An 11,959-nucleotide genomic window follows, 5' to 3' on the forward strand; every position below is an offset into this window, starting at 1 on the left:
GGTCGGTTTTTCTGCCCGACAGGCGCAAGAGGCCATAAAATGGATGGCTAAGCGATTGCCAGCGCGGTAACAAAAGATGCTATTGAATATCGCACGGGCATCGGGTCACATCACAGTCATGAAACACCTTTGGTTTTCCTTTCTGATCTTTTGTCTGTCCGGAACAATCGCGCAGGCTGCGTGTTATGCTGATTACAAAGCCAAGCAGGATAATCCCCTGCGGCTCCATTACGGCGTGACCGAAGTCCGTGGTGATTGTAGCGTCGGCGCTGCCGAGGCGCAGCTGCGCGACAGTCTTGGCCGTGATGGCTGGCAATTGTTGAATGTGCTGGGTGTCTTTGATGATGCCGGGCTGGACGAACGAAGGGACAGCGCCGGTGAGTTCTACCTCCGCTACTGAATCGCGTGAAATCGGCAATAGAATCGTGGTGGCGGGCATTGCCGCCATTGTCGCGATTCTGGGCATTGCTGCCGTATTGCTGTTCATCAACCTGCCGGATGCCAATGCGTTCAACCTGCGCGTTGAACGCTTGTTCATCGAAAACGACATGCTGACCGGCAGTGCGGAAATTAAGCTGTTGGAGATTTTGGCACAATCGGGCACCGCATTTTCCGACACGCTGGCATCTTATCGTTTCGTGATCTTCGTGTTGCTGATCTTTGCGACCGCTTTGCTGGTGGCAGCCATTGCTTTTCTGGTGATGCTGATCGCGCTGAACCGCCGTATGGGCCGGATCGAACGGCAAGGGATCGAGGTGAATTCCCTGCTGATCAGCCGCGATCAGAAATCCGTCTATCTGAACGATTTCGAATTCAAACTGACCGATGCCGCGCTGGAAACCCTGTCGGTGCTGGCCGAGGCGCGGATGGATGACGAAGTTCTGTCCGGTGCCGAGATTGAAGGCGTGATTTCCGGCCGCGATCCATCTGATTGTGATGAGGCGGCAGGGGCCACAAGGATCAAACGCCTGCGCGACACTTTGGGCAATCAATTGGTCAGCGAATTGCTGGTCAAGAATATCGCGCGCAAAGGCTATATGCTGGCCATCGACAAGAATGTGATCCGCATGGTCTAAACCCGGCGGAGCGTATCGCCCGGCGTCAAGGTCGGGCTGAGCGTGACGATGGTTTCGTTTTCCGTATCCAGCCCGGCGTTACGCGCCGCAATGATTTGCGCAGCCTTCACGCCGATTTCGCGGCGGCAGGCATCCATCGTCGCCAGTCGGCGCGGCAGACCATCGAGCAGTTCGACCCCGTTAAAGGCCGCAAGACCAACTTTGCCGGGGATATCGATGCCCTGTTCGAGCAGATAAAGCAGCCCACCGGCCCCGATCATGTCATTGGAATAATAAAGAAAATCCAGATCTGGGCTGCGCGCGATCATCTTGGCCGTCATCTCGCGGCCTTTGGCCAAGGCCGACCCGCCGGAATAGAATTCCTGATCCGCAATCTCGATCCCGGCTTTGGCGAGCGTACGGGTGAACCCCTCAAAGCGTTTGCGGGCGCGGTGGTCCAGCGGCATCTTGGTGCCCATGAAACCGATCTTTTTGTAACCGGCAGCGATGATTTCCTCGGCCATTTTCCGACCCGCACGGCGATGCGAAATGCCGACGCAGGTATCAATCGGTTCGCCATCGGTATCCATGATCTCGACCACGGGAATGCCCGATTGACGCAGCATGGCGCGGGATACTTCGGAATGTTCGAGCCCGGCGATGATCACCCCGGATGGCCGCCATGACAGCATCTCGAACAGGACTTTTTCTTCTTTCTCGGGCAGGTAATCCGTGACGCCGACAACAGGCTGCAACGGGGTATCTTCCAAGACTTCGGATATGCCTGCCAGCACCTCTGGAAAGACCATATTGCCCAAGGACGGGATGATCACCGCCACCAGATTGACATGCGACGAGGCCAGAGCACCCGCAATCTTGTTGGGCACATAGCCCAGACGTTTTGCGGCATCCTGCACCTTTTGGCGGGTCGCGGCGCTGACATCACCTTTGTTGCGCAAAACGCGGCTGACGGTCATTTCACTGACGCCGGATGCCTCAGAGACATCGCGCAGGGTCAGGGGGCGTTTATTGTCATTGCTCAATGGTCGGATCCCGATATGCCTGACACAAGTCTTAGCCTTGCTTTGTGCCGATGACCAGCGGGCGACGATTCATCCGGCGGCGACACGTCGTTCGGGCGCATGGATGATGATATCTTCGTCATCGGCGAGCAGGTCACGATGGCGGTCGATCAATTCGGTGACATCATTCAGCCCCGGATATTCGGTCAGCATGAAATCAATGGCGCGGACGGAATCGAGCACAAGGTATCCCCGCCGCTGAGCCGCATTTTCGATGATTCCGATTTCCATCAACTGCAGCTTCGCTTTGAAAAAGCTGCCACGTGACTTGGGGAAATGGGACAGGTAAAATTTCACAGTATTGTCCGGCCACTTTAACAGGGCCAGTATGATCCAAATTCTCGCGTCTACCAAATACTTGATCCATCAATAAATTATTAAAAATCTCATCATTACATCTGCGCCGGGCCGCCGAAAAAGGCTGCCATGCGCAGATTCAGTGTCAATCCTGCTGATCCTGGATTGTCGGGGCTGGTGTTAAATGGTCTTGTTCAAATGTCGTAAAACAGAGATGATCCAAGTCCGCTGAAATTGCGTGATCATTTCCGCCGGTCTGAATAATTCGGTTTTCTAAAGCCTGCGTGGACCATCGCGCGTGACGCTCAGATCCGATTTCTGTGACGATTTCGTTACACATCCGGCAATAAAAGTCTACCCTTTGATGCGGTCATGCGCGTGCAGCGAAACCCGATAGATTATGCAGAAACCCGCAACACCCAAAATTTGAGATGTCGCATCGCCACCAGCCTGATATATGAACAGCCGGCGGCCCCGTGGCTCAACAGGATAGAGCAGCCCCCTCCTAAGGGGCAGGTTACTGGTTCGAATCCAGTCGGGGTCACCAAAAAATCCAGTAAAATACGGTGTTTTGTCAGGTGCTTGCGAAAGGCGCTGCAGAAACGCCCGTTTGATTTCCCGGCAAATCGGACGCTCCAGACGGGATTTCTGTACAAAACCTGTACAAGTTGAGGCCGGTTTCGGGCGTAGCGAGGCCTTTCAATGAGCTGGCGCGTCGCAAACGAATGCGCCGACCGCCGCTTCGGCAGTGCTGCGCGCAAACAGATCATCATGTTCCTGGCCGACAAGGCGAGCGATGATGGCTCGGGCATCTGGTGTTCCAAAGGCACGATCCAGCGTCACACCGAGCTGGGCGAAAGCACCGTGAAGCGGACGATCAGCGATTTTCTGAAAGAGGGCATCCTGATCGAGACCGGACGCCGCCCCTGCAAGAACGGTTTTACGGTGATCTATCGCATCGTTCGGGCCCGTGTGATGGCGCTGGAATCGTCTGCTGAACCAGACGACGGGACGGCGGCCACAGTGGACCCCGTCCAGCCTGAACCCGGTACGGGGTCCACCGTGGACGGGGTACGGGGTCCAGGGTGGACCCCAAACCACCCTAAAACCATCCATAAACCACCTACGCGCAAGCGCGCGGAGGCGGCGGCGGTGGAAAATGAAAGATTTGAAAGTATCTGGGCGGCCTATCCGAAGGACCGCCAGCGCGGCAAAGCGGCGTGTCTGGCCCGGATCGAGGAGGCCGTGAGGGAGGGGATAGACCCCGACGAACTGCTGCGCGCGGTGCAGGCCTACGCCACCGAGAGCGCGGGCTTCACAAGATCCAAGGTCTGTTTCTCGGACAACTGGTTTGCTGACCGTCGCTGGCAGCGGCTCCTTGAGGCGATGGCCGAGGAACGGCAGGCGCAAACCGTCCTTGCCGCCGATCACCACGCACGGCTGGTCGCATGGGTGCGCGACCGCAGCCCGATGTGCAAACACATCACCGCCCTGCAGGTGACGGCGTTGGTGGCGGCTGGGCTGGTGACCGATGGTCAGTTGCGCGCGGCGGGGCTGGCGGCATGAGGAGCGCGTTCTGTGCAGGTTGCATCGCGCATCGCGTCCCACGTCCTTTGCGCCGTGCACTTTGCACCACGCTTCACGTCCTTTGCACCCCGCTTCGTGCTCCGGGCCACGCGCATCGTGTTTCTCGCATCGCGTCCTCGGCACGCCATCCCACGAAGCAAAGTAACTGAAATTGAATCCAAACTTCTGATCCGCCTCCGCTGTCGCTGGGAGACGGGAAGTTTGAATGAAGTTGGCAAGAAATAGGAACGTAAACTTCACATGCGCAATCACCACAAACTGACCGACGAAGAACGCCGCCAGATCATCGAGGCGCGCGCTGACGGCACACCCGTCAAGGCGCTTGCCCGCCAATACGGGGTCTCGCGCCGGACGATCTACAACACGTTGAACAAGGCCCAACGCGCGCGCCAGGGCCACACCCAAACGATCAGCTTACGCGTCAGTAGACGCGAACTGGCTGGCTTCAAGGATGGGATGGCAAAGCGGAGCATCACGGACCACCCAGCCGCACTGCGCCGCCTGATGGAAGCGGCGGACGTTCTATTGCGCCCAGCAGACCCGGTCGTTCTCGACCATTTGCAGGCGTGGGGCGTGCAAGTCGCGACCCAAGGTGCAGCGGTCAACAACATCGCACGCAAGCTGAACGCGGCCAAGCTACGTGGCAGCCCGATCCCGTTTACTGATGAAGACATGACAACGATCCGCGCCTTCGCGGGCGGCTTTGTCGAATTCGCCGAAGAGTTCCGCATCCTCTGGGAGGCACAGCGGGCCGCGAAAACTCGCGAGGTCGACAAAGTCCTCGCTGGTTTGACAACCAAGAGGCCGGATCACTAAAGCAGTTCTTTCATCTGCGCCACCCGCTGCATAGCATCGGTGGCTATCGGTTCACTGACCGCCTCCGGCACCTGGTCGCCGACCGCCAGCAACGCCCGATCCAGTGCGAGACCCAACCGATCCGTCATGTACCGCAACAGCTCCAGTGCGCGACCCTTCGGCATACCCGCAGAACGCCCTTCGGCCTCAAAGTGGCGGGGCACGATCTCATCGATACCGTAATGGCCATCCACCGACATGGCGAGGCGGTAGCGTTTCCGTTGCAACCGCCCAGCCCGCACGACTGGAGCGATACTCAGGATGTCATAGAGTGGTGCAAGCTTGAATCGCCCGCGACGACCCAGACGCAGGCTGAAGTTCTTGGCATGCCCATCCGAGGCACCAATCAAGAAGAAGAAAATCTGTGTGCGGAAGAAGGTCTCCCGATCTTCGATTGGCGTGTCGGATTCACGCAAAAGTTCCATGATCTGTGCGATGCTGGGACCGCCGAACTTCTGGTACTTCATGGCGGAAGGGTACCCCAGCGATTGGCAGATATCCTCTTGCGGCAAACGTTTTAGTGTTTCACCCTGCCAGAGCCGGTCAAACCTTTCGACGGATAGCACCACCTGCCCGGAGAAGGTGATCTTTTCGACATGCGCTGCAGGCAGCCCGATTTCACGCGCCAGCGTCATGCAGAACAGCTCGTTCTCGACACTATCACTAAGGTCGATCTGGTCCGGACCTGGCAGGATTCCCATGGGCGTCTTGAAAATATGGCTGGTGGGTGTGATGCCTCGCGGCTTCGCCCATTGGCGGTCCACACGCAGGTAAGCCGTCTTTTCCTGCGCGCCTGCGATAGAAATTCTGAAGTCCTCGTCGTCGCTTAGGGCGAGCGGCGCTGCAGCAAGATTATTCAGATCGGCAACCATCTCCTCTTCCGACATGATGCGATACTGCATGTCCTGCTCTGCGGGGGCTTCATCTACCGGCAGAAACTGCAGCGCGCCAACGCAATCACGCCCCAAGACAGAAAGGAGCGAGAACACATCCTTGCCCTGCGCCCCTACCCGTGCAGCGATCTTTTCGCGCAATTCGCCCTCCGCATCCGGCAGTAGGTTGTCGAAAGCCGCGGCGACGGGATCGCCCCGCCATTTGGCTTTGGACAGCGGCATGGCACTGGCGACGGGAAATGCGGTTTCGGAGGCTAGCCATGCGGGATCATAAGTGAAGCCGATGGCACCATCGGTCGCACGCGTCAGATTTCCGACCCTAGATCGTTCGTACCAGACGGCAGTCTTGTTTTGGCGTGTACGGCGACCAGCACGAGCGATGCGTGCCATCTCAGGAAGGTTCCCGATCGGTTAGACGGTCTGTCACGGACAGCTCTGCGCCAAGGGCTTCGAGGAGGCGCAGATATACATCGAGGCTGACCGAAACGACGCCGTTCTCTATGTCGGAAATTGTCGACTGCGCAGTGCCCGTCATTTCGCCCAATTGCTTCTGGCTGATCTCACACGCTGCCCGCCGGGTGCGAAGGACAGTCCCAGCTTGGCGCAGGCTACGGATAAGATATACTGAGTTTTCTCTCATGGAGCGACAATAGCCCACGGGCGATACAGTGTAAATATAGCAAGAGGGATATAAATATAAAATATAGCCCAAGGACTATTTACGAGCAGAGTGTGAGAGCCGAGGCAACCACACCCGAAGGTATGCTCAGCCTCGCAGCATAGCTTCGATTAGCCTTCAAGACGGGTATGCTTACTATCAACACGAAAGTGTCGTGAGTGCCCGACGCCAGACGAAAAGTGCTTTTGATCGAAAAATTCTGGCTGAACGTACCAGACCTGACTCACGGGAAGCACAGCGGCTACAATCGCGGCAGCCGCTGCTTGCAACTTACTTCCAGTTAACCCGATTTCATAATCAAGCCCACCCTTCACGAACCAGTTATCGTGCTGCAGAACAAGATTGCTAACAAGGTCGGATAAGTTTTTGGCGTCAATTGAAATGATTGTTCCGCGAGACGCATCCTCGAGTGCTACGCGAGCAGCAATACTACCGACACTCGCTCTAGAATCCTCAGCTTCATCTGTTATGATTTGCAGGGCATCATATTCGCGCTCGCTTGTCAGATGAAGTAGTCGTTCATGTCTCGGTGATGCAAAAGCCGAAAGCGCCCTAAGCCTTGTGCCATCAGACTCAGCTTCGGATAATGGCACAGACTGATATGGGCCCACCTCTCCCGTCAGAACAGTGCGCAATTTTGTTAAAAGAAGATGATCATCTGACGCTCTAAAAGCTTCAAGTACCTGTGCTAGCGATTCCTCGAGCGGATAGTACTTCAATGCGCTCGTGTAAGTTATCAGCAACTGCTGTGAACTCGCCAAACCGGATCTTATGAAGTGGAACAAGGCAGGCTTTGCCAATCCGGTAAGATCGACTAAGGTTGTTCCATCGAGCTTGGGCAATTTCGCCTTCTGGATATCGGAATAGGCCACCTCGCGGTACCGTACATTGCGCTCACGAAGAATCTTGAGCATGTCGTCCGCATTACCATCGTGCTCGTAGCGTACAGCGAGAACTTGCTGCGGTGTTACATTTGAAAGGAGCCTAGTGAGCGATTCTGGTGCCCGCTCCTCAAAGCCTAAGCCTACAATTAGATTGTCGATCACATGACCTGAGAGCTGTGCGACGTCGAGTTCCACCACGTTTGGTGATCCAGCGGAGACTGCCATCGTTCCAGCCTGAGAACCTGTAGCGGAGGAGTCATGGGAAGTATCGAACAGCTGCTCAAAGCTCATTTGCTGACTTTTGGAAATTACTTCAGAATCATTTAAATCGTGTAATTCTTCCTCGTCGAGATCCGCGGCTTCAACATCTTCAATTTCGGGGCCATCCGGATGTGTGGACAGATTACGAAGCAGTATCTCACGACCGGCGTCAGGCTCCTTAAGCCATCTTTCTAGGTCCTCTCCGGACAGTTCGAAGCGATCTCTGTCAGACAACCCTATTAGGTTGGCAATGCCATATATTTTTCGAAAACTAAGCTTAAACTGTTGAATTGGATCTGAATCGTGAGTTTTAGTTCGGGCCGTTCCACCAGTGAAAACAAATACACCAGCGTCTACGAGCTCACGCAAACGGCTCATTTGTTCCTGAACATCCCCGGTTGTAACTCTCGCATAAAGAGAAGTATATTGACGAATTCTACCGGTAGGCTTTCCCTTTCCGGACTCGACGAGTAAATGGTGTGACGCTTCGGCAAACTGGAGCGCAACCGTTTTTAAGCTACTGCTTCGTCTATCGAGGCTGTACAAATGCCTAGCGCAAAAATCACCAAAGACCTCATGCTGCCGCTCAGGAGGGATCGGTAGATCAGCCTGGCTCCCCGCCAACATTTCTTGATAAATTTGAATGACAGTACCTATGTCTCCCACACAGACTCCAGCCAGCGCACGGACACCGTGATATAGGCGCTTGCGTTCACGAGACTTAGTGCGAGTATTAATAATAGTTCGAGCGATAGTCTCCAAATCAACATCACCGAGAACCTGGGCACTGCCATGTTGTGGATGTCCCGGAAATAGTTTGGCCCTTGCATCCAAAATCTTGTTTATGAATGTTTTTCCACGCCGGTCCTTGAGGCGGTTTTGTACTTCCGCGCCCAAATCGAAAGTTGCGAAGTCGCGTCCTGCTGCTGCAGGATGAACCTGGCCAGGCGACTTGAGACTCAAGAAAATTGTTTGCGCCTCAGACGTCAATTTGAAAGCGCATCCTGGATGTTGGAAAAGCAAGGACGAAAGAAGATCCTCAATCCTCTCTGGGTCGAGATATCGGGTGGAGACGTCATCAAGCAGGAAAAGCACCTGAGCATCCTGCCAGATTGAAGATGCATTCCGGATTGCACTGGCGAGAAGGGGGAACGCGGTGTTTGGATTAGTTGCTAACCGTATTTCAGAATCCGCGCGACTGACCTGCACAAGCAGATCACTCATGGCTCGCTCAAGTTGTTCAATGGTAGATGAAGCGTCGACTTCAGGTCTTGGGGAAAGGTTTTCGACCACTGCGTTAATCAATAGTACGTTTGCATTAAATGTAACCGCATCTGGTTCTAGGTCTTGCAGGTGCGCAATGGCCCGAGCGGCCTGTACTGCATAAGCTACGAGCAAACGGGCCAGCAATTGCTCCGTCGACGGTCTGGTGGCCCGTGGGTCTACAGGAATAAGACGTTGGGCTGAAACGAATAGTCCTACGTAGCCGTCATCACGAACGCGCTCAAGTGCATTGGCATCCTCTTCGCCAGGCAGAACTGTCGCGCGCGCATGAAACTGAAGTGAATTCAAAAGCATTGTCTTACCGCATCCGCGCATGCCCGTCATTACGAGGGGACCTGGAGCACTCACTCGACTCAGCCACGTCCCCTCTGGATCAACGAGTAGCTGAGGCACATACCAAGCGTCGAGCGTCTGGGCATTGTATGAAGCGGCGAAGGTCTTAAGCACTGCCTGATTTCGCCAGGGCCGCCAAGGCTCGGCCGTTCGATGATATTGCTCACGTATACTCGCAATGATGTCATCAGCTGACGGAGTCCGCTGGTTCTCGGTAACTGGTGCCAAACCTTGCGCGATGATGTGCAGCTGTAAACCCACTCGCTTGTCGAGGTCGGGTGCAGTATCTCCTTGTGATAGAAGCCTATCTGCCATTGCGCTGATGTGGCTTCCGATCCAATGCAGGTCGCCCTGATAAATACCTCCAGAACGGCGATCACCGGCAACTGAACCCAAATCGATAGCCATCGCCCGAATGGCTGGCTCTATGGCGTCAGCGCGCCGGCGTCCAGGTAGCAATTCCTGCACAATGATGTTGGATGCGTGCAGGTCGTTATGATAAAGTTTATGGTAGGCAAACTCCTCAGTCATACGAAAAAGATCACAAGTAATCTGAGCTGCATGCGCCGCGGAAAGCTTCCGTTCACCTTGGAGGTACTTCGATAGCGTGTCTCCATTGGCGAACTCCAACACCGCAACGTGGCAGTCTAAAACTACGTCTCCGAATGCGACACGGCAGTCGAACATGGCCTCTGCAGCCACAACGTGATCAGCTCCTTCGGCTACCCTCGCATGAAGCATCATCTCATCTGAGAAGCTCTTACCAAACTTTTGATACAGCGCTAGCGGACTAACTTTTAAGACACGTGGGGACCTATTCAACCCACTGCGGGAACGCGCCACAAACGTCGCTGCATAGAATCCTCGGCCCAGTGACCGTTCTACATCATAGTCACCGACGCAGCTGGGGACGTCCTGCAGCGGAAAACCAAATGGCTTTCCGCATTCGGTGCAAGTATCGTCTAGCCGCTTCAGTGTTTGATCAAAATCGGGACACGTGAAGCAACAAAATCGACCAACTTCAGACACTTAACACCTCCTCAGACTTCAGTCATTAGCATGCCGAAGCCTGCCTCCAAGCCCTACCTTATTTTTCAGCTCGAGGCCAAACGATTCCACAACCGCCTAAACACCACCGCTGTTCATCAAGTGACCATCCAATATCAGATTCGGTTGGCGCACAACTTTTCTAAATCTCGCTCAAAAGCCTGCCCTTGACTGAACGGGCCAACCCATCCAAATTGAGGCTGCTGTGCTGTTGCCACAGCGCCAACGCGCTGTCTCCAAGCCACACATGGGATCCATACGTATGAATGCATCTTTTGCAGCAGCGGTCACGCTTGGTAAGTTAATTGCCTGATCAGAAGATAAAAGTAGTGGATCTATTCGCAGGCGCGGGCGGGTTTTCCTTGGCTGCAGTCCATGCTGGTGCAGAAATAGTATTTGCAGTTGAAATGAACCGTAGTGCAGCCAAGACTTACACCAAAAACTTAGCCCAAAAAGGACGTAGCAAGAATGTCGTCATGTATGATGAAGACATTAGAAAGCTTTCTGCTTCAGATTTGGCTGCGCGACATTTCCTACAGGGTAAAAACTGCGATCTGCTGCTTGGAGGACCACCATGCCAAGGCTTTTCAACACACCGTATAAACGGGACGGGCGTCAATGACCCTCGCAATGCACTGATTCACGACTATTTCAATTTTGTTGAGCGCCTTCGACCACGGGCATTTCTAATGGAGAATGTGCCTGGCATGCTTTGGCCTCGGCACAAAGAGTATTTAGAAAGCTTCTACAATCAGGCAGAGAAACGCAATTATACTGTTTTTGACCCAGTTAAATTGGATGCTCGAGATTACGGTACACCACAGCGAAGACGGCGAGTTTTCATTTTAGGTGTGAGGGAGGACGTCGATCTTTCGACATTTGTCTGGCCACCGCCCCCAACCCACGCGCCTCCAGAATTAGCTGAGCATGTAGGCTTAGCGTCATGGATATCCTGCCATGATGTATTTAAACCGGCACCCGTCGATGATCCAAACGATGTTCACATGAAGCATGGCCCCGAACTTACAGAGGCATTTGCCAATACTCCACATAACGGGGGTAGTCGCTCCGAATCTGGTCGAAAGTTAAAGTGCCATGTCGACCACAATGGCCACAAAGACGTATATGGAAGGATAGATCCTCGCTTGCCAGCACCGACTATGACTACAGCCTGCGTCAATCCCTCGAAAGGGAGGTTTGTTCACCCCACCCACAACCATGGCATTACTGCGAGGCAAGCAGCCCGCATCCAGACCTTCCCAGATGACTACGTTTTTGAAGGAGGCCTAATGGCCGCTGGACAGCAGATTGGTAACGCCGTGCCGATTGTAATGGCAGAGCTTCTTGTCCGGCACATTGTTGGTCTTCTTTGTTCAAAGAGCAATTCTTCGGGGAGAGCGTCGCCGAGTTCGACCGAGGACTTAACCGCTATGGACTGCGTGCTGAACTTGCGCCAGCCAGCATAAAACACATGAACTAAAGGGACGAAATGTGTAGTTGCTCGGGACGCGCGGTGCGCGTAGCTGTATGAATTCAAATAATTTTTGGAGGCGTAGTGCTTCGCGGGTTCAAGCTGGCAGCCCAAATCAGCTACGTTGATTATCGTGACCCCCACTAGCTGCTCGGTAAGCGGTAGCTGGACAGCACGATCAGCTTAGCTTGACGGCTTGAAGTTCCACGGGAGCAGGTCGTCGAGACCGCT

Annotated in this window: 10 protein-coding genes and 1 tRNA gene; 6 read left to right on the top strand and 5 right to left on the bottom strand. The window is 54.5% G+C overall.

The annotated features are described in order from the left end of the window. Positions 1-118 precede the first annotated feature (118 nt). Positions 119-400, top strand: a complete 282-nt coding sequence (locus tag VOY09_RS12045) for a hypothetical protein (protein ID WP_322895058.1) — start codon at positions 119-121, stop codon at positions 398-400. A 25-nt stretch (positions 401-425) separates the two neighbouring features. Next, on the top strand, positions 426-1,076 hold the full coding sequence (locus VOY09_RS12050; RefSeq protein WP_322895071.1) for a helix-turn-helix domain-containing protein: 651 nt from the start codon (positions 426-428) through the stop codon (positions 1,074-1,076). On the opposite strand, the gene VOY09_RS12055 is transcribed toward VOY09_RS12050, so the two are convergent. Then, positions 1,073-2,098, bottom strand: coding sequence for a LacI family DNA-binding transcriptional regulator (locus VOY09_RS12055; RefSeq protein WP_322895059.1), 1,026 nt, complete (start codon positions 2,096-2,098; stop codon positions 1,073-1,075). The two genes, VOY09_RS12050 and VOY09_RS12055, sit on opposite strands and share 4 nt — an antisense overlap. 69 nt (positions 2,099-2,167) lie before the next feature. After that, entirely contained in the window at positions 2,168-2,368 is a 201-nt protein-coding gene (locus VOY09_RS12060) for a hypothetical protein (protein ID WP_322895060.1), read from the bottom strand. 536 nt (positions 2,369-2,904) lie between these two features. On the opposite strand from VOY09_RS12060, the gene VOY09_RS12065 reads away from it, so the two are divergent. From VOY09_RS12065 to VOY09_RS12075, 3 genes are all read left to right on the top strand, one after another. Further along, positions 2,905-2,981, top strand: a tRNA-Arg gene (locus tag VOY09_RS12065). Positions 2,982-3,136: 155 nt separating this feature from the next. Next, complete coding sequence (locus VOY09_RS12070; RefSeq protein ID WP_322895061.1) at positions 3,137-4,000, top strand: hypothetical protein; 864 nt, start codon at positions 3,137-3,139, stop codon at positions 3,998-4,000. Positions 4,001-4,261: 261 nt separating this feature from the next. Beyond that, positions 4,262-4,837: a helix-turn-helix domain-containing protein gene (locus VOY09_RS12075; protein ID WP_322895062.1), complete on the top strand. Its 576-nt coding sequence runs from the start codon at positions 4,262-4,264 to the stop codon at positions 4,835-4,837. On the opposite strand, the gene VOY09_RS12080 is transcribed toward VOY09_RS12075, so the two are convergent. From VOY09_RS12080 to VOY09_RS12090, 3 genes are all read right to left on the bottom strand, one after another. Next, entirely contained in the window at positions 4,834-6,159 is a 1,326-nt protein-coding gene (locus VOY09_RS12080; RefSeq protein WP_322895063.1) for a type II toxin-antitoxin system HipA family toxin, read from the bottom strand. The genes VOY09_RS12075 and VOY09_RS12080 overlap by 4 nt on opposite strands. 1 nt (position 6,160) lies before the next feature. Beyond that, the gene (locus VOY09_RS12085; RefSeq protein WP_322895064.1) at positions 6,161-6,409 is read right to left on the bottom strand and encodes a helix-turn-helix transcriptional regulator; all 249 of its coding nucleotides are present in this window, start codon (positions 6,407-6,409) and stop codon (positions 6,161-6,163) included. Positions 6,410-6,558: 149 nt separating this feature from the next. Further along, the gene (locus VOY09_RS12090; protein WP_322895065.1) at positions 6,559-10,239 is read right to left on the bottom strand and encodes a hypothetical protein; all 3,681 of its coding nucleotides are present in this window, start codon (positions 10,237-10,239) and stop codon (positions 6,559-6,561) included. A gap of 347 nt (positions 10,240-10,586) precedes the next feature. Here VOY09_RS12090 and VOY09_RS12095 point away from each other — a divergent pair, with 347 nt between their 5' ends. After that, the gene (locus VOY09_RS12095; RefSeq protein WP_322895066.1) at positions 10,587-11,723 is read left to right on the top strand and encodes a DNA cytosine methyltransferase; all 1,137 of its coding nucleotides are present in this window, start codon (positions 10,587-10,589) and stop codon (positions 11,721-11,723) included. Positions 11,724-11,959 lie beyond the last annotated feature (236 nt).

Origin of the sequence: Yoonia sp. 67-2, assembly GCF_035117555.1 — a bacterium.
GTDB lineage: Bacteria > Pseudomonadota > Alphaproteobacteria > Rhodobacterales > Rhodobacteraceae > Yoonia.

Coding starts and splice junctions, on each gene's coding strand:
- VOY09_RS12045 (WP_322895058.1), top strand. CDS start 119: ATGAAACACCTTTGGTTTTCCTTTCTGATCTTTTGTCTGTCCGGAACA.
- VOY09_RS12060 (WP_322895060.1), bottom strand. CDS start 2,368: ATGGAAATCGGAATCATCGAAAATGCGGCTCAGCGGCGGGGATACCTT.
- VOY09_RS12070 (WP_322895061.1), top strand. CDS start 3,137: ATGAGCTGGCGCGTCGCAAACGAATGCGCCGACCGCCGCTTCGGCAGT.
- VOY09_RS12075 (WP_322895062.1), top strand. CDS start 4,262: ATGCGCAATCACCACAAACTGACCGACGAAGAACGCCGCCAGATCATC.
- VOY09_RS12080 (WP_322895063.1), bottom strand. CDS start 6,159: ATGGCACGCATCGCTCGTGCTGGTCGCCGTACACGCCAAAACAAGACT.
- VOY09_RS12085 (WP_322895064.1), bottom strand. CDS start 6,409: ATGAGAGAAAACTCAGTATATCTTATCCGTAGCCTGCGCCAAGCTGGG.